Below are 16712 nucleotides of genomic sequence, written 5' to 3' on the forward strand. Positions count from 1 at the left end.
CCCAGTTCACCAGGCGCTTGTCGCGGTAGAGCAGCTTTTCCTTGTGGAGCTGGACGAACACCTTGCGGACCGCGGCCGACAGGCCGTCGTCCAGGGTGAAGCGCTCGCGGCTCCAGTCGCACGACGCGCCCAGGCGGCGAAGCTGGTTGGTGATGGTTCCGCCGCTTTGCGCCTTCCATTCCCAGACCTTGGCGATGAAGTCCTCGCGGCCCATGTCGCGGCGGCTGACATTGCCGGCGGCGGCCAGCTGGCGCTCCACCACCATCTGGGTGGCGATGCCCGCGTGGTCGGTGCCCGGCAGCCACAGGGCGGCCTTGCCGCGCATGCGCTCAAACCGGATCAGCACGTCCTGCAGCGTATTGTTCAGCGCATGCCCGATGTGCAGCGAACCGGTGACGTTCGGCGGCGGGATGACGATGGAGAACGGCTCGGCGGCGGGGTCGGACGTCGGCGCGAACGCGCCCGAGGCCTCCCACATCGCGTACAGGCGGGACTCGGCGGTCTTGGGATCGAAGTTTTTTTCAAGCATTTCGATGCGCTGCATACATTTTCGCTTCCTCACGTGGAAGCATGATGAGGCCCTTGGACCGGTTTGCGGTCCGCGCCTCCCATAACAGACAAGCCGCGCCGATCATTTCGGCGCGGCCAATCTGCTCGCGTAGGTGTTGACGTCCGGTTCTGGGCGCAAGACCCAGGGCGGCGTCCTAGCGTACCTGACCGCGCGCGATACGTTCGACTTCGCGGTCGACCGTCGCCTGGACGATCTGGGGAAGATTGGTGTCCAGCCACTGCTTGAGCAGCGGGCGGAGCAATTCGCGGACCACGTCCTCAAGGGTGCGGCCATCGGCGGGCATCTGGATCGCAGCCGACAATTGACCAAAGGCCGAGGCGGCGGCGGAGGCCGCGACGGCCCCGACCAGTCCCTCGCCCGGCGGCACGGGCGCCGGCTCGGGGACGTATTCGGGTTCGGGCGCCGGGGCGACATAGGCCGGGGCTTCCGGCTCTTCGCTGACGGCAGGCGTATAGACGTCGAGATCGCCGAGGGTTTCGACCCGTTCGGTCAATTCCAGGACGCCGTCGTCCTCTTCCTCGGGTTCCGGTTCGAACACCGGCGCGGCGGCCTCAACGGCCGCGGGCTCCGGCTCGGCGTCGGTCGGCGCACCATCGCCGTCAGCCGGCACTTCATCTTCGGAGATGATGCGCCGAATGGAGGCGAGGATCTCCTCCATCGTCGGTTCTTGCGAGGTCTGATCGGACATTTGGAGGGCCATCGCTACGGGAAAGAATCCGTCGCGCCAGGCTCGGCGCGACGAGGTGATCCTGCAATTTCCACCACGGGGCGCAAGGTCATATTCGACCAGCGGGTGAAAGCTTGCGTCGATTGGTCGCCTAGTTCGGCGCCGTCGCCGGTTGGGTTGTCGGCTTCTCGACAGTCTTGGACGTGGTCACGCCATCGACCAGCGCGATCGGCTCTTCCCACGGCACCCAGCCCCAGGTGACGCGGAGCTTGCTGAAGTTCGTCTTGGGATCGTAGCGGGTGACCGTCGGCACCAGGTTCGGCCCCTCAAGCTGGCCCATCTGAGCCAGCACCAGCGAGGCGGCCACGTACTCGTCGCGGCGGGCGGAGACCTGGGCCAATTCGGCCTGGCGCAGTTCCTGTTCGGCGTTGAGCACGTCGAGCGTGGTGCGCAGGCCGACCTGCTGCTCCTGGCGGGTGCCTTCAGCGGCGATGCGCGAGGCCTTCACCTGCTCGTCCGTCGAGGTGATGTTCGAGCGGCTGGCGATCAGCTGGTTCCACGAACCGGTCAGGCTTTGCATCACCGAGCGGCGGGCCGTCTCGACACCGATGCGGTCGGCGTTGTTACGCTCCATGGCCGCGCGGATGCGCGAGGAGGTCAGGCCGCCGGTGAACAGCGGCACGGTGAGCGTGGCGCCGGCCTGGACATCTCGTGAAAACAGGTCGCGCTCCCACGGATCGGCGGAACCGCCAACCCCGATCGAGCCGTTCAGCCCCAAGGACGGCATACGCTCGGCCTGGGCGGCCGAGACCCGGGCCTTGCTGGCCTGTTGGGCATATTCCGCGGCGCGAATCTGCGGATTGTTGTCCTCCGCGGCGGCGAAGGCCTGCGCTACATCGACCGGCAGCAGAGCGGCCAATGAGGGCTCGGGAGCCAAGTCGCCGGGGTTCTGCCCAACCAGGGCGGCGTAGCCGGCGCGGCTGATGGCGAGTTGCGCCTGGCTCTGAGTCAGCAGCGATTGGGCCGCGGCCAGGCGGGCCTCGGACTGGGCCACGTCGGTGCGGGTGATCTCGCCCACATCGAATCGGGCCTTGGATTCATCGAGCTGGCGGCTCAGGACGCCGACGTTTTCCTGCCGAATCCGCAAGGCTTCCTGGTCGCGGCGGACGTCGACATAGGCCTGGATCACGGCCTGCATGACGCTGGATTCCGTGCGGCGCAGGTTTTCACGGCCGGTGAGGATGTCGGCTTCAGCGGCCGACACCGTCGCGGCTACCCGGCCACCGGTATAGAGCGGCTGCGACAGCGAAAGGGTCGCGGCGACGTTGTTGGTTTCGGCGATATTTCGGCGGTCCGGATAGGTCTGACCAAGTAGATTCTCGACACCGCCCGGCGTGCGCACCTCTCGGTATGCAAACCGGCCCTGGGCCGAGGCTTGCGGTCGGTAGCCGGAGCGGGCCTGAACCCAGTTTTCGTCCAAGGCCCGTTGAGTCGCGCGTTGCGCCTGCAAGGTCGGATTGGAATCGTAAGCGAGCGCGATGGCCTCGGCCAGCGTTTCGGCGAAGGCGGGCTGAGCCAGGCCCAGCGCAAGACCTGCGCTGCAGACCGCGGCGAACAGACCTCCGCGACGAGTATTGAACATGCTTATCCCCGAGACGGCATAGAGAGACCGACCCCTATATGACCGCCTATTGGGCGCCGCACTAGTGGCCGTGACCTTAAGCTTTTTTCACGCCCAGGTTTCGAACGTGTTTCACCAGCGCCATCTGAAGATGGCCAGCGATTCAGGCCAAGCCAAGAACCGCCTTTGCATTCAAGCCGCTCCGCCGCTGGCATGAGGGGCGACATCGGTTCGCCTAGAAGGCGAAACCAGCCACCGGCTCGAAGCCCTTCAGGACCGGAGCCATGGCGTCAAACAGGGTGCGGCGGCCAATGCCGTCTTCGGCCCGCGTATAGAGCGCGGCCTTTCCGGTCGGGCCTTCCCGCTCGATCACGCCCAGCCGTCCGCCCAAAGCCAGGGCGGCCAGCCACGAATCAGGGGCCCGGGTGACCGCACCTTCGACGATGATCAGGTCGTAGTTCGCGCCCGGAACCAGGCTCAGGTCGTCAGCGTCGAATCGCTCGACAGACAGCCCGACGGCTTCGAGGACCGCGGCGGCGTATGGCGCGGCGATGGCCAGGGCGCGTTCGCCCGCCATCGGCTTGAGCGCCTGGAGCAGTTTGGAGACCTCGCGCGGACGCAGCAGATAGCGGCCAGGCGCATACTCGACCGCGGTGTCGGCGTAGGCCTGGAAGGCCCTGTCGGCCGGAACCAGGCTTTCGCGGGGAATCGCCCGCATCGCATCGTGCAGACGCACGTCCGTCACGTCGTTGGTGCGGACTTGGCTCTCGACCATGTTGAGCCGGGCGGCGACGAAATCGGAGGCCATAATTCCTCGACGTAAGAAGGCGTAGGGATACGAAACTTTCGCGCGCTTATAGGTCCGCCGCCGACATGAAGGCAATCGGAGCCTTCAAGAGAGATTGCGGTGGGCCGGACGTTCTGTTAGCGATCCGCCCTCCCCGGCCCAAAGCCGGCGGCGGCCTGATGGCGGAGTGGTTACGTAGCGGACTGCAAATCCGCGCACCCGAGTTCGATTCTCGGTCAGGCCTCCAAATTTCCCAACCCATGTGCTTTTTGCCGCGATCGACGATGAGCCGAACTGCGCCCTGATGGCCAGTCGGCAAGACCGGCGCTCGGCAGCAAAGCGAACTGGTCAGCCTGCTGCATCAGGCCGCCCTGCCCACCCGTGGCGAGTTGGGAGGGCGTCACCCAGCCGAGCGGGCAACCTCGTCATCGGCGTGATCGAGTCCGCTCGCCGCCAGGGCGATGGCCTCGAACAGACGGGCGACCTTGATCGGCTTGCTGACGTGATCGTCCATGCCCGCCGCCTTCAGTTCGGCGACCTGGTGCACCATGGCGTTGGCGGTCAGGGCGATCACCGGGGTCCGGCGACGGCCGCTGGCGCGCTCACGAGCCCGGATCTCACGCACGGCTGACACGCCATCCATCACCGGCATCTGGACATCCATCAGGATCAAGTCCCAGGGCGCGCTTTCCCAGGCCTCGACGGCCTGGGCTCCATCCTCGACGATGGTGGGGGCCACACCGATCTGAGCCAGCAGCGCGATCAGCACGGTCCGGTTCACGTCGTTGTCTTCCGCCGCCAGGATTCGCAGCGCTATCGGCGCCGTCGGCGCTGACTCGCTAGGCTCGGCGGACTCCAGTCTGTCGCCGAGCCGCTCCAAGGGGAGGCTGACGAGGAAGGTCGAGCCCTGCCCCGGCGCGCTCTTCATGGCGATGCTCCCGCCCATCAGCTCGCACAGCTCGCGGCATATCGCGAGCCCAAGGCCCGTGCCTCCGTGGCGACGGGTGGTCGAGGCGTCCAACTGCTCGAACTTGCCAAATAGGCGTGCCTGCTGGAGTTCGGGAATGCCCGGCCCCGTATCGCTCACCGCGACCTTAATCACCCCGTCGGTCCGCATAACCGAGACCCGGACCTCGCCTCGCGCCGTGAATTTCACGGCGTTGGAGGTGAGGTTGTAGAGTACCTGGCGCAGCCGCAGCGGATCGCCGCGATAGGCGCCAGGCGCGCCGTCTCCCATCTCCAACCGCAGATCGAGCCCCTTGCTCGCCGCGACGGGGGCGAAGGCGGCGATCGCGGCTTGCAACACATCCTTCAGTTCAAACTCGACGGACTGGATCTCCAGTTGCCCAGCCTCGATCTTGGCGAGGTCCAGCACGTCGTTGAGGATTTCGGTCAGGGCCTCGCCGGACCGCTGGATCACGCCCAAGCGCCCACGCTGGGCCTCGGAGAGGTGGTCGGCCGACATCGCCTGGGCCATGCCCAGAACTCCGTTCAGCGGGGTTCTGATCTCGTGGCTGATCGTGGCCAGGAAAGTGCTCTTTGCGGCGTTGGCGACCGCGGCCTCGGTCTCCTTCTCGATCGCCGCCTGCAGCGCCCGGGCCATCTGTCGTTCGACGTTGCGGCGCTTGAAGGCGGCTTGCAGGACGTAGCCATAGAAGCCGCAGACCGCGAGGACGACGAGCAGTATCTCGACCCACACAACCATGCCGCCAAGCCAGGCCAGGCTCGCCATCACGGTGACAAAGCTGACAATCAGCGACGCCGCCCCGATCCGGCGAGAGATGACGAACTCGTCGGCCGCGCTCAAGGCAATCGCGCCCATCATCGCCAGGCCGCCGGCCAGGGCGGTGTGGGAGCCGCTGACAATCAGGGCGAAGGGCAAGGCGCAGTAGGCGCCAGTCTGCACAGCCGTGACCATCGCCACGATCATCTCATAACGCCGATTGGGAACCGGCTGACGCCCGGCCAGCTGGCACAAGGCCCGGCTGCCGGCGATCATCAGGATATTGCCGACCAGCCAAATCGCCGCGAAGACCGGACCAAGCCAGACCCAAGCGCCGGACGCCGCCAGCACGCTCATCGGAATGATGGTCAAACGGTCGCCGCGGCGGAAGGCGATGATCCGCGTCCAGCTCAATTGCGAGGCGACAAAGTCGCCATCGGCCGCAGCCGGCCCAGGCAGGGCGCTGGCCGCCTGGCCGCGCCACACAGACTTCATCGGCGACACTCCTATGGGGTAGGCCCCCCATAGATCGACTGTCGAGCTTTCAGAGTCGTTAGCCGCGAGGCGATTCCGTAAGACTACTTAAGGAGGTCTCCCGAATTTTCCCGACCAGCGCCAAACGCCACCTTGAGCTCAGTCAAAAGGAGTTCAGACATGACGTTTACGACCTTCTATCTGGCGATGGTCGTCGTGGCCTTTTCCACCTTCGCCCTCACCATGGCCGGCGTCGGCATCTGGTGCGCGCAGGACAAGGCCCCCGCCCGCAAGTGAGCGATCAGGCGCGCTCGGCCATCATCGCCATGCGCACCAGTTCCGAGAGGCTGGCCGCCTTCATCTTGGTCATCACATTGGCGCGGTAGATCTCGACCGTGCGCGGGCTGATGCCGAGGTCGAAGGCGATCACCTTGTTGGCGTGGCCCGCCACCAGTCCCACGAGGACCTCGCGCTCACGTCCCGAGAGCAAGGACATCCGGGCGCCGATCTCGGCCGCCTCGACCGCGCCGCGCCGCCCCTCCTGGCCGCTCCGCAGCGCCGTGGTGATGGCCAGGAGCAGGACATCGTCGTTGAACGGCTTCTCGATGAAATCAGCCACCCCGGCCTTCATCGCCTCGACCGCCAGCGGGACGTCGGCATGGCCGGTGATCATGATGATCGGCAGAGCAAAACCCTGGGCCTTCAGCCGCCGGACCAGTTCGATGCCGGTCATTTCCGGCATGCGCACGTCGGTGACGACACAGCCGCTCGCCCCCTGCGGCAGGGCTTCCAGGAAGGAGATGGCCGAATCGTAGAGGCGAGTCTGCAGATCCGCCGTTTCCAGCAGGAAAGCCAGGGAATCACGAACGGCGGGATCGTCGTCGATCACGTGCACCAGTTCAGTCATCGAGTTCCTCGTCTCCAACGCTGCGCAAGGTGAAATGGAAACTGGCGCCGCCGCCCGGCGTCGGCTCGGCCCAGATACGTCCGCCATGAGCCTCGATGATCGTGCGCGAGATCGACAGGCCCACCCCCATGCCATGACGCTTGGTGGTTATGAAGGGCTGGAATAGCTGGTCGGCGACGTCGGGGCTGATGCCCGCCCCGCTGTCGGCGACAGTGATCTGGACGAGATCATCCTCAATCGGCCGAACAGCGACGCGTAGTTCACGACGCGGCGTGCTCTCCATGGCGTCGATCGCGTTGCGGATCAGGTTCAGCACCACCTGCTGGATCTGAACGCGGTCGGCCAGGACCAGATTCACCGTCGGATCGAGGTCGAACTGCACCCGTACCCCGTGCTCCTTGGCCCCCACCAAGGCCAGGGCTCCGGCCTCCTCGATCAGCTTGGGCAGGCTTTCGAGCCGGCGCTCGGTCTCGCCACGGGACACGAAGTCGCGAAGACGACGGATGATATCGCCGGCCCGCAGGGTCTGCTCGCTGGCCTTCTCCAGGGCCTCGGTCAGGCGCTCGCGGGGAATTTCCTCGGCGCCTAGCAGGCGCACCGATCCCCGCAGATAGTTGGCGATGGCCGAGAGGGGCTGGTTCAACTCATGCGCCAGGGTCGAGGCCATTTCGCCGAGCGCCGTCAGGCGGGAGATATGCACGAGCTCCGATTGCAATTCCTGCAGCCGCGCCTCGGTCCGCTGGCGCTCGGTCAGGTCGCGGACGAAGCCGGTGAAGAACCGGCCGCCCTCGGTGCGCATCTCGCCGACCGCCAGCTCCATGGGGAAGGTTGAGCCGTCCTTGCGCTCGCCCACGACGACGCGACCCATGCCGATGATCCGCCGCTCGTGGGTGCGGTAATAGCGTTGCAGGTAGCTATCGTGCGCCTCCTTATGGGGCGCGGGCATCAGCAGCCGGACATTGCGGCCGACCGCTTCCGTCGAGGTCCAGCCGAACAAACGCTCGGCGGCGCTGCTGAAGGACTGGATAATCCCCAGTTCGTCGATGACGATCATGGCGTCCGGCACGGTGTCCAGGATCGAACTCAGATGGGCTTCGCGGGCGATAAGGTCGCGGTTGATAGCAGCGGCCTCACGACGCGAACGCTGGAACCACTCGCCGCCGGTGACGATAGCCATGGCCACCCCGGCGAACACCACCGCGCTGGCGATATCGGCCCGGCCGAGCGCGTCGACCCGTGTCGCCAGGGTCAGGCCGCAGCCAAGCCCGAACAGGGCCGCCAAGGCGCCGGGCGCCAACCCACCATAGGCCGAAGCCATGACCACCGCCGGAACAAAGACCAGGAAGGCGACTCGCTCGCCGACTATCGGCTGGAGGATCAGATGCGCGAAGACGCCCGCCGCCGTCGCCAGGATCGCCACAGCGACGCCGGTCCAGAGGTTGGACGCCTTGTTCTGCAGCCTGCGGCTCCTTTGGTTCGTTAGCGAAGTGATAGCCCGACCGATCATCAAGGGGAGTTAGGGGATTCCCCTTAAGCGGAAGACACGGATGTTGTCCAAGCCTGGCGACACTTATCGGTAGCCATGAACTCGGCGCCAGCTCGGCCGCCGAAGCGCCACCAGGAGCCGGACATGACCGCCCCCGCCGTAGACGCCACCCTCCATCATCAGCCTGTCGGGGTCTCCGACCAAATCGCCTACGGCTTCGTGAAGCTGCTGCGCTTCTGCGCCGACACCTTCTTCGCCAAGCGTTACGGCCACCGCGCCGTGGTCCTGGAGACCGTCGCGGCCGTGCCTGGCATGGTCGGCGCCACCCTCAACCACCTGAAGTGCCTGCGCCGGATGTGCGACGACAAGGGCTGGATCAAGACCTTGATGGACGAGGCCGAGAACGAGCGGATGCACCTGATGACCTTCATCGAGGTCTCCAAGCCCACAGCCTTCGAACGCTTCGTCGTCGTGGCCGTGCAGTGGGTGTTCTACCTGTTCTTCTTTGGTCTCTACCTCGTCTCCCCCAAGACCGCCCACCGGGTGGTCGGCTACTTCGAGGAAGAGGCGGTGATCAGCTACACGCACTATCTGGCGGAGATCGACGAGGGCCGCTCGGCGAACGTGCCGGCCCCGCAGATCGCCAAGACCTACTGGGGTCTGCCGGACACCGCGACCCTGCGCGACGTGGTCCTGGTGGTCCGTGCCGACGAGGCTCACCACCGCGACGTCAACCACGGCTACGCCAACGAACTGATCGGCCTGCCGCAAACGCCGGTCGCCCCCTGCCCGCCGCACGCGGTGCTGGAGCCGACCTGGAAAGCCGCCGCCTAGGTGAAAGGAAAGCGCGGGACCTGGGCCTCGGCCCAGGTCCCGCCGCATGTCAGCCATGACCGACACCCCTGCCCCCGCCCCGCTGCTGCTGGTCGACGATGACCCGGCCATCCGCACGTCGTTGAAGTTCGCCCTCGAGATCGAGGGATATGCGGTCGAGACCTATGCGGACGCTGAAAGCCTGGCCGCCCGCGAGGACATCCCCGACAAGGGCTGCCTGGTCGTCGACTATCAGCTTCCCGGCATGGATGGCCTGGCGTTGGTCGAGACCCTGCGCCGGCGCGCGATCTCGCTGCCGGCCCTGCTGATCACCACGCAGCCGACCCCGCGGATGAGGCTGCGCGCCCAGAAGGCGGGTGTCGACATCGTCGAGAAGCCGCTGCTGTCGAACTCTCTGGGCGATGCGGTGGCCAGGCTGCTGGCCCCCTCGCCCGCCGTCTAGAGCGAGGTGCGGACCCTGAAGAGTTCGGGGAAGAAGGAGCCTTCCAACGCCTTGGCGAGATAGGCCGCGCCGGCGCTGCCGCCCGTGCCCTGCTTGAACCCGATGATCCGCTCGACGGTCTTGAGGTGCGCGAAGCGCCACTGCTGGAAGCGGAACTCCAGATCGACCAGCTTCTCGGCCAGTTCATAGAGGTCCCAGTAGCGTTCCGGATCGCGATAGACGCTGACCCAAGCGGCCTCGACGGCGGCGTTAGCCTCATGGGGCTGGCGCAGATCCCGTTCCAGAACATCTGCGGGGATGTCGAATCCGCGCCGCGACAACAACCGCACGCATTCGTCGTAGAGGCTGGGTTCGGCCAGGGCGGCCTCGAGCACGCCATAGACCTCGGTGGTCTCGTGGACCCGCAGCATGGAGGCGTCCTTGGCCCCCATCAAGAACTCCAGCATCCGGTACTGGAACGATTGGAAGCCGGAGCTCTGGCCAAGATGCGGCCGCAGGGCGTGATAGTCGCTGGGCGTCATGGTCCCCAGCACGTCCCAGGACTGGATCAGCTGGCCCTGGATGCGGCTGACGCGGGCGATCATCTTGAAGGCCGGACCAAGGTCATCGTCGCGGATGTGCTGGCGAGCCGCTGACAGTTCATGGATCGACAGCTTCAACCACAGCTCGGACGCCTGATGGATGATGATGAACAGTAGCTCGTCGTGCTCATCCGAACGTGGCCGCTGGGCCGACAGCAGGGTGTCGAGGCCCAGATAGTCGCCGTAGCTCATGGCCGGCGGGGTATGCAGTTTTTCACTCATGGCGCGGTCATATCGCAATTTCAGCGCCGCAGAACCGGCTTCCTACGCCGCGCGGCCCGGCTCTGGGGCGTAATTGGGTTGGTCGATGGCGATCTGCTCAACGATGTTGGCCTTCAGCGCCGCGAGCAGCCCCGGCGTATCGCGATCCATCGCGCCTTCACGCAGGCGCGCGCAGAGGTCGCTGTTAAGCTCCGCCAGCGAGCCCGAACGCCCCAACAGTTCGGACAAACGCTGGGTGGCCGCCGCTTCGGCCGCCGCCCCTTGCAGCAGTTCGCGACGCACGACGCTCAGCGCATTGGCCGCCACACGGGCCAGGAAGGCGTCGCGTGGATTGAGGTCGGATCGCACGCTGTCGATCCAGCCGGCGACGGCGTCCAACAGCTCCTCGGCGCGGGGGTGGTCGATCACAGTCCGTTCTCCAGCAGCGTGACGAGGTCGATCTCGGTCTCCGACACCCGGCGACCGATCATCGGCCGTTCAACCGAGACTTCCGTTCCGTTGGCGTAGCTGGCGTACATCATCAGGCACATCACGCCCCACTTCAGCGAGCCCAGGGCTTGCCAGTAGAGCACGCGGGACAGCGGGATCTCCTCGCCGCCCGCCGCGACATAGCCGTCCAGCAGGTCGCGATACTCGCCAAAGCCGCCGACCGGGCGGTCGCTGCGGCCAAATCGCCATGAATTGACGCAAATCCAGCCAAGATCCTCGGCGGGATCACCCATATGCGAGAGCTCCCAATCGAGGACGGCGGCGACGCCCTTCTCCGCGTCCACCATCAGATTGCCGTTCCGGAAGTCCCCGTGCAGCAACACCGCCGGACGCGGCGGCGGCGCGTGCTTCTTCAGGTGCTGGAAGGCCAACTCCAGGATCGGGCGCTCGGCGCCTGAGTTGCGGTAGACTTCTTCGTAGCGGGCCAATTCCTCCAGCGCGTCGACGGTCTTGAGACCAGCCGGCGGCTTGGCCGAATGGATCTGGGCCAGGATCGCGCCGCACTGGCGAGCAAGGCTTGGCCTCACCGCGTCAAAGCGCGGATCGGAAACGATCTTGCGGCCGAGGGTCTCGCCGGAGATCCGCCGGGTGATGTGCGCCTCGCCCAGGCCATCTTGCGGACGCGCCAGATGCACCAGCGGCGCGACCGGGGCGCCGACGGCCGAAGCCGCGGTGATCAGAGCCGCCTCGACCTCCAAGGAGACCGAACGCGCGGCCTCGGGATCGAAGGGACCCGAGCGGCGGCGCAGGATCAGCTCCTCGCGGCCGCGATCGCCGACCACCGCGAACGCCCAGGTCTCCATGCTCGCCCCGCCCGACAAGCGTTGGAGATCGGCGACCTGCGCCCCCTGCCCGCCCAGCGTCGGGGCCAGCCCCTTCAGTGCCTCGAAAACCTCGCCCTGCATGACGTCGCGGCGCCTTCCCACTGATCCGACCCGCCGATTGGGAAGGTCATCTGATCGTGTGTAAACGGCGAAATGACCTGCGCCCACCCTGACCCGGCGGAAGCTGAAACCTGGGTTAGAGTGGTTTCAAACAACTCGAGCGCCGGGATTTCGAGCCGGCGCCAGCCCCCAGGAGGAGACCGCCGTGGACTTCAGCATGCCGCCCGAAATCGAGGCCTATCTGGCCGAACTCGACGCCTTCATCGAGGCGAAGATCAAGCCGTTGGAGCAGCAGGACGACAACATCCGCTACTTCGACCATCGACGCGAATATGAGCGCACCGATTGGGACGCCGGCGGCCTGCCGAAGAAGGAATGGGAAGAGCTGCTGGCCAAGGCCCGCAAGCTGGCCGACGAGGCCGGTCACCTGCGCTTCGCCTGGCCCACGGAGATGGGCGGCAAGGACGGCTCCAACCTGGCCATGGCGGTGATCCGCGAGCATCTCGCGGCCAAGGGGCTGGGCCTGCACAACGACCTGCAGAACGAACATTCGATCGTCGGCAACAACCCCTTCATCCTGATGTTCAAGGAGTTCGCGACCAACGCCCAGTACGCTCGCGATGGCGACAAGCTGCTGGCCGGGCAGATGCGCACCGGCTTTGGCCTGACCGAGCCCAACCACGGCTCTGACGCCACCTTCATGGAGACCACGGCGGTTCCCCAGGAGAAGGACGGTCAGCCCGGGTGGCTGATCCGCGGCGAGAAGATGTGGACCACGGGCATGCACGTGGCCACGCACGTGATGGTCTTCGCCCGGACCTCCGGCAAGGACGGCGATGCGACCGGCATCACCTGCTTCATCGTGCCGGCCGACGCGCCCGGGGTGAAGGTCGAGGAGTATCTCTGGACCTTCAACATGCCGACCGACCACCCGCGGGTCAGCTTCACCGACGTCTGGGTGCCGGAGGACAGTTACTGGGGCCAGATCGACCGGGGCCTGGGGCTTGGCCAGTCTTTCGTCCATCAGAACCGCATCCGGCAGGCGGCCTCGTCGCTGGGCGCGGCGGTGTTCTGCATCGAGGAGAGCGTGAAATACGCCCGCCATCGCAAGCCGTTCGGCAAGGCCCTGGCCGAAAACCAGGCGATCCAGTGGCCGCTGGTCGAGTTGGCGACCCAGTGCGAGATGCTCCGGCTGCTGATCCGCAAGACCGCCTGGGACATGGACAACATGCCCCACAAGGAGGTCGAGAAGCAGCTCTCCGACAAGGTGTCGATGTGCAACTACTGGGCTAACCGCCTGGTCTGCGAAGCCGCCGACCGGGCGATGCAGGTGCACGGCGGCATCGGCTATTCACGCCACAAGCCGTTCGAACACATCTATCGCCACCACCGCCGCTATCGGATCACCGAGGGCGCCGAGGAAATCCAGATGCGGAAGGTCGCGGCCTTCCTGTTCGGCTACCTCGGACCGCGCCGCGCCCTCTTCAAGGACGCCTAGGTCTTCAGCTTCGCGAACATCGCCTTGTGATTGGCGAGGATCTTGGCCGTCGTGGCCGGGTCCTCGTCAGTCGACCAGTTTCCGCGCTCGAAGGTGCCGCCCAGAATGATCCCGTCGCGGCGCGGGAACATGTAGCTCCAGTTCGAGACCAGATTGTAGGTCACCTCGGGCTGCGGGAGCAGAACGACGAGTTGGCCCCGCGCCGGGATCATCTCCTTGTCGCCGAAGAGTTCTCCCGCGCCGAGGCCGGTGCAGTTGAAGATCACCGGTTCCTTCAACGCCTGGAGCTCGGACTGGCTCTTGAAGTCACGCACCACGATGCGCCCGCCCGCAGCGAAGACATCCTCCATCATGGCCTGAAGGTAGATCGGCGGCTCCACCATCATGCTGTCCCAGTACTGCAGGATCGACCTGCCGAAGGGATGCTCGCCGGCTGGCACGGTCCGACGCTCCGGCGCCAGGGCGGAGAGCCGGTTGAACAGGAAACTCCCGCCCAGATCGTCTTCGTCGAGGGAATAGTTCCGGGTCCACCGCACGCCATATTCCGGCGCGGAGAGTTGCTGGAAATGCAGGTAGGAGAGCTTCGCCGCCTTTTCGAACTGCGTGATGAACTGCGGCGTCGCATCCTTGGCGCTGAAGACCGACGCCGGCCACCACTGGCCGCCGGCGATGTTTGACGTCGTCTCGGGCGGCAAGGCCTTGGCGTAAATGGTGACTCGCCCGCCCCGACGCTGGATCAGGCGGGCGGTGGCCAAGCCGACCGCGCCACAGCCCAGGACCGCGTAATCCCGCTCGGGACCCGCGAAGCCTTCGTCGAGCGCCAGGTGCGAAGTCCCCCAGGACATGGTGATCCCGCCGCCGCCGTGACCGTAGTTGTGCACCAGGGTCTTGTCGCCGAAGCGCTCGGCCCGGACCACGAAGCCGCCAGGACGATAAGGCCGCAGCCCGGCGACCACCCGGATCACTCGATCTTCCGAGACGTGGACGGGCGCCAGCCGCAGCCGCCCGCGCGGTTGCAGCGGAGCGGAGAACGGCGCCGTGGTTCTGGTCGTGGTGCAACCGGCGAGCGCGCCGCCCGCCAGCATCAGTCCGAAGTTTCGCCGCGTCGTCATACGCCCCCCTGCTCTCGGCGCAAATTAGGATCAGCGCGACCGCCGGCCGCAACCCCAGATCGCGCGGCCAGGCGCAAATTGTTAGCGCCGCCTCAGGCGTAGGCGGGCGCGCCGTAGAGGCGGTCGAACACCGGAGGCAAACTGCCCGGCAGGCCCAGCAATGGGCCTGACGACAGCAGCAGGACCACCTCGTCGCCCTTCAGGTCTGATAGGGCGGCGATAGCCTGCTCGGGGCTCGCGACGGCCTCGACCGCCACCCCGGCGGCGCGAGTGCGGGCCACGATCTCGTCGTGGCTGGATTGATCATGGCTGCCCGCGCCATGGACCGGCGGCGGGCAGATCAGCACGCGCGAGGCGCCTTGGAACACGGTGTCGTACCAGGAGAGCGCGTCGCGGCTGCGCCAGCTGAAGGTGTGGGGTTCGAAAACCACGATCAGCGGCCGGCCCGGATAGTGCAGCCGCATCGCGCCGATGGCCGAGTGGGCCTTTTCGTAGGAGCTGCCAAAGCCCTCGATGACCGGAACGGCCGAGGTGGTGGTCAGGCGATCGAGGCGGCGGCGGATCCCCGCGAAACTGGCGAGGCCAGCGACCAGCGCCGCTTCGCTCACCAGCCCGCGCTCCAGCAGGAAGGCGGCGACGCCGACGATGTTCTCGACGTTATGGGCGCCCAGCAGCTGGGTGGTCAGGGCGATCTTGCGGCCGCCTGGCCCGATCAGATTAAAGCGGGTGGTTTCGCCATAGACCACGTCGCGGCTGAACCAGCCGTCACAGGGGGCGGTGTCGTACCAGACGATCCGGGCCTTGGTTTCGTGCGCCACCGCGCGGATCGCCGGATGATCGCGCATGACCGCCACCCCCTGCCCGGGCAGAGCGCGCAGCAACTTGAGGAACGGCGCCTCGTACTCGGCGAAGGTCGGGAAGACGTTGACGTGGTCGTGGACCAGCGAGGTCAGCAACAGGTGATCGGGGTGATAGAGGGCGAACTTCGAGCGTCGGTCCGTGGCCGAGACGATGTACTCATCGCCCTCCAGCACCACATCGCCCGAGCCCCACTGACCGGTCGCCGGCAGGGACGGCGAGATCGCGCCGACCATCCAGCCTGGATCGGTCCCGGCCTGCAGCAGGATGTGAGCCATCAGGGCGGTGCAGGTCGATTTGCCGAACGATCCGGCGACCACGGTGGTCAAACGCCCGCTGGTCACTTCTCCCAGCATCTCGGCGAACGTGGTGACTCGCGCGCCACGGGCGCGGGCCTCAATGACCTCGGGATTCGATTCGGCTCCGAGCTTGGCGCTGGTTCCGAGAATCAGGATGTCGAGGTCGGCGGGGAGATTCGCCGCGTCGAACCGCCGGTGGAATGGAAAGCCCAGCCCCTCGACATAGGTCGACATCGGCGGAAACACGTCTTCGTCGGAACCGGAGATTTCGTGGCCGGCGTCGCGCAGCATCAGGGCGACGGCGCTCATGCCCGCCCCGGCTATTCCGGTGAAATGGATGCGCATCCCGCCCAAGACCTCTGTTTCCTTGCTGGTATCGAGCCGCGCGCCGCCCGTCGAGGGTCCAAGGCGTCGCGGCCTGTCCTATTCAGCGCCAAGCCCATTAACCCCCACTTAACCAACCAAACAGGGCGTCCAGGAGACATTGCCTGAGGACACCCACCATCACCGGACGCGACAAAGCCTGGCTCCGGCCGGGCTCCCTTTTCGCTGTTTTTCAGCTCTTTTCGCTCGCTGCATTTCAGCGCTTGCACACCCGACAAACGCTGGGTATATCGCCGCCTCCAACGTGATCCCCGATAGCTCAGCTGGTAGAGCAGTCGGCTGTTAACCGACTTGTCGCAGGTTCGAGTCCTGCTCGGGGAGCCACGTTGGATTTTCATTTCAGCCTGTAGAGATGCGCTCACCCCACCTGGGGCACGGCGCCTGGTCTTGGCTGATTGCAAGGGTAGCTCACGGCAGTAAGCTCGCGGCATGTCCGATCATCAATCCATAAAGCGACGCACATTCCTGGCTGCGGCCGCTGCGACCGCGGCCTCCCCGGCCCTGGCCCAGGCTCCTGCCTCCCCGGTGCGGGTGAAGCTGGAGACCGGCGATGGCCCGATCATCCTGGAGCTCTACCCGGACAAGGCGCCGATCACCGCCGGTAACTTCCTGCGCTATGTCGATGGCAAGCGATTCGACGGGGCGACCTTCTATCGGGCCTCCAAGGTTCCCAATGCGCCGGAGTTCGGCCTTATCCAGGGCGGGGTGCAGAACGATCCGGCCAGGGTGCTGAAGCCCATCGCCCACGAGCCGACCACCAAGACCGGCCTGTCCCACACCGACGGGGCGATCTCGATGGGGCGGACCAACCCCGGCACCGCCACCTCGGACTTCTTCATCGTGCTGGGCGACATGACCTATATGGACGCCGAT

At 66.2% G+C, this 16712-nt stretch carries 16 protein-coding genes and 2 tRNA genes; 6 read left to right on the forward strand and 12 right to left on the reverse strand.

Annotated elements, in window-relative coordinates:
- The 4 genes from Q7T84_RS17175 to Q7T84_RS17190 form a co-directional block, all read right to left on the reverse strand.
- On the reverse strand, window positions 1–529 hold a 529-nt coding region (locus Q7T84_RS17175), incomplete at its 3' end, for a class I tRNA ligase family protein (RefSeq protein WP_304811291.1).
- A gap of 175 nt (window positions 530–704) precedes the next feature.
- Window positions 705–1259, reverse strand: a complete 555-nt coding sequence (locus Q7T84_RS17180) for a DUF2497 domain-containing protein (RefSeq protein WP_304811262.1) — start codon at window positions 1257–1259, stop codon at window positions 705–707.
- A gap of 130 nt (window positions 1260–1389) precedes the next feature.
- Window positions 1390–2880: a TolC family outer membrane protein gene (locus Q7T84_RS17185; RefSeq protein WP_304811264.1), complete on the reverse strand. Its 1491-nt coding sequence runs from the start codon at window positions 2878–2880 to the stop codon at window positions 1390–1392.
- Between the two features lie 214 nt (window positions 2881–3094).
- On the reverse strand, window positions 3095–3667 hold the full coding sequence (locus Q7T84_RS17190) for a protein-L-isoaspartate O-methyltransferase (RefSeq protein ID WP_304811266.1): 573 nt from the start codon (window positions 3665–3667) through the stop codon (window positions 3095–3097).
- A gap of 152 nt (window positions 3668–3819) precedes the next feature.
- Here Q7T84_RS17190 and Q7T84_RS17195 point away from each other — a divergent pair.
- A tRNA-Cys gene (locus Q7T84_RS17195) sits at window positions 3820–3893 on the forward strand.
- Between the two features lie 153 nt (window positions 3894–4046).
- On the opposite strand, the gene Q7T84_RS17200 is transcribed toward Q7T84_RS17195, so the two are convergent.
- From Q7T84_RS17200 to Q7T84_RS17210, 3 genes are all read right to left on the reverse strand, one after another.
- Entirely contained in the window at window positions 4047–5864 is a 1818-nt protein-coding gene (locus Q7T84_RS17200; RefSeq protein ID WP_304811268.1) for an ATP-binding protein, read from the reverse strand.
- Window positions 5865–6144: 280 nt separating this feature from the next.
- Window positions 6145–6750 (reverse strand): response regulator FixJ, encoded by a 606-nt coding sequence (fixJ, locus tag Q7T84_RS17205; RefSeq protein ID WP_304811270.1) that lies wholly within the window; start codon window positions 6748–6750, stop codon window positions 6145–6147.
- Window positions 6743–8170 carry a PAS domain S-box protein gene (locus tag Q7T84_RS17210; RefSeq protein ID WP_304811272.1) on the reverse strand — a complete coding sequence of 476 codons (1428 nt, stop codon included), beginning with the start codon at window positions 8168–8170 and terminating at the stop codon, window positions 6743–6745. The genes fixJ and Q7T84_RS17210 overlap by 8 nt, the downstream gene beginning before the upstream one ends.
- A 210-nt stretch (window positions 8171–8380) precedes the next feature.
- Between Q7T84_RS17210 and Q7T84_RS17215 the strand changes: the two genes are divergently transcribed.
- Window positions 8381–9070: an alternative oxidase gene (locus tag Q7T84_RS17215; RefSeq protein ID WP_304811274.1), complete on the forward strand. Its 690-nt coding sequence runs from the start codon at window positions 8381–8383 to the stop codon at window positions 9068–9070.
- Window positions 9071–9125: 55 nt separating this feature from the next.
- Window positions 9126–9512, forward strand: a complete 387-nt coding sequence (locus tag Q7T84_RS17220; protein ID WP_304811276.1) for a response regulator transcription factor — start codon at window positions 9126–9128, stop codon at window positions 9510–9512.
- Here the strand turns inward: Q7T84_RS17220 and kynA are convergent.
- From kynA to Q7T84_RS17235, 3 genes are read right to left on the reverse strand one after another with little or no spacing between them, the layout of a single operon-like run.
- Window positions 9509–10315, reverse strand: a complete 807-nt coding sequence (gene kynA / locus Q7T84_RS17225; protein WP_304811278.1) for a tryptophan 2,3-dioxygenase — start codon at window positions 10313–10315, stop codon at window positions 9509–9511. The genes Q7T84_RS17220 and kynA overlap by 4 nt on opposite strands.
- Before the next feature lie 42 nt (window positions 10316–10357).
- Window positions 10358–10723, reverse strand: coding sequence for a DUF6285 domain-containing protein (locus Q7T84_RS17230; protein ID WP_304811280.1), 366 nt, complete (start codon window positions 10721–10723; stop codon window positions 10358–10360).
- Window positions 10720–11709 (reverse strand): phosphotransferase family protein, encoded by a 990-nt coding sequence (locus tag Q7T84_RS17235; RefSeq protein ID WP_304811282.1) that lies wholly within the window; start codon window positions 11707–11709, stop codon window positions 10720–10722. The genes Q7T84_RS17230 and Q7T84_RS17235 overlap by 4 nt, the downstream gene beginning before the upstream one ends.
- Window positions 11710–11893: 184 nt before the next feature.
- Here Q7T84_RS17235 and Q7T84_RS17240 point away from each other — a divergent pair, with 184 nt between their 5' ends.
- A complete protein-coding gene (locus Q7T84_RS17240; protein WP_370653683.1) occupies window positions 11894–13186 on the forward strand; it encodes an acyl-CoA dehydrogenase family protein in 1293 nt (430 codons plus the stop codon).
- Here the strand turns inward: Q7T84_RS17240 and Q7T84_RS17245 are convergent.
- Together Q7T84_RS17245 and Q7T84_RS17250 are read right to left on the reverse strand one after the other, a co-directional pair.
- A complete protein-coding gene (locus Q7T84_RS17245) occupies window positions 13183–14298 on the reverse strand; it encodes an FAD-dependent oxidoreductase (protein ID WP_304811284.1) in 1116 nt (371 codons plus the stop codon). The genes Q7T84_RS17240 and Q7T84_RS17245 overlap by 4 nt on opposite strands.
- 92 nt (window positions 14299–14390) lie before the next feature.
- On the reverse strand, window positions 14391–15800 hold the full coding sequence (locus Q7T84_RS17250) for a Mur ligase family protein (protein ID WP_304811287.1): 1410 nt from the start codon (window positions 15798–15800) through the stop codon (window positions 14391–14393).
- A 287-nt stretch (window positions 15801–16087) separates the two neighbouring features.
- On the opposite strand from Q7T84_RS17250, the gene Q7T84_RS17255 reads away from it, so the two are divergent.
- A tRNA-Asn gene (locus Q7T84_RS17255) sits at window positions 16088–16163 on the forward strand.
- A 105-nt stretch (window positions 16164–16268) separates the two neighbouring features.
- Window positions 16269–16712: peptidylprolyl isomerase (locus Q7T84_RS17260; protein WP_304811289.1), on the forward strand; the 444-nt coding region annotated here is incomplete at its 3' end.

Source organism: Phenylobacterium sp., from assembly GCF_030654915.1.
In the GTDB taxonomy this organism is placed as follows: domain Bacteria; phylum Pseudomonadota; class Alphaproteobacteria; order Caulobacterales; family Caulobacteraceae; genus Phenylobacterium.

Coding starts and splice junctions, on each gene's coding strand:
- Q7T84_RS17215 (WP_304811274.1), top strand. CDS start 8,381: ATGACCGCCCCCGCCGTAGACGCCACCCTCCATCATCAGCCTGTCGGG.
- Q7T84_RS17250 (WP_304811287.1), bottom strand. CDS start 15,800: ATGCGCATCCATTTCACCGGAATAGCCGGGGCGGGCATGAGCGCCGTC.
- Q7T84_RS17180 (WP_304811262.1), bottom strand. CDS start 1,259: ATGTCCGATCAGACCTCGCAAGAACCGACGATGGAGGAGATCCTCGCC.
- kynA (WP_304811278.1), bottom strand. CDS start 10,315: ATGAGTGAAAAACTGCATACCCCGCCGGCCATGAGCTACGGCGACTAT.
- Q7T84_RS17200 (WP_304811268.1), bottom strand. CDS start 5,864: ATGAAGTCTGTGTGGCGCGGCCAGGCGGCCAGCGCCCTGCCTGGGCCG.
- Q7T84_RS17235 (WP_304811282.1), bottom strand. CDS start 11,709: ATGCAGGGCGAGGTTTTCGAGGCACTGAAGGGGCTGGCCCCGACGCTG.
- Q7T84_RS17245 (WP_304811284.1), bottom strand. CDS start 14,298: ATGACGACGCGGCGAAACTTCGGACTGATGCTGGCGGGCGGCGCGCTC.
- fixJ (WP_304811270.1), bottom strand. CDS start 6,750: ATGACTGAACTGGTGCACGTGATCGACGACGATCCCGCCGTTCGTGAT.
- Q7T84_RS17185 (WP_304811264.1), bottom strand. CDS start 2,880: ATGTTCAATACTCGTCGCGGAGGTCTGTTCGCCGCGGTCTGCAGCGCA.
- Q7T84_RS17220 (WP_304811276.1), top strand. CDS start 9,126: ATGACCGACACCCCTGCCCCCGCCCCGCTGCTGCTGGTCGACGATGAC.
- Q7T84_RS17190 (WP_304811266.1), bottom strand. CDS start 3,667: ATGGCCTCCGATTTCGTCGCCGCCCGGCTCAACATGGTCGAGAGCCAA.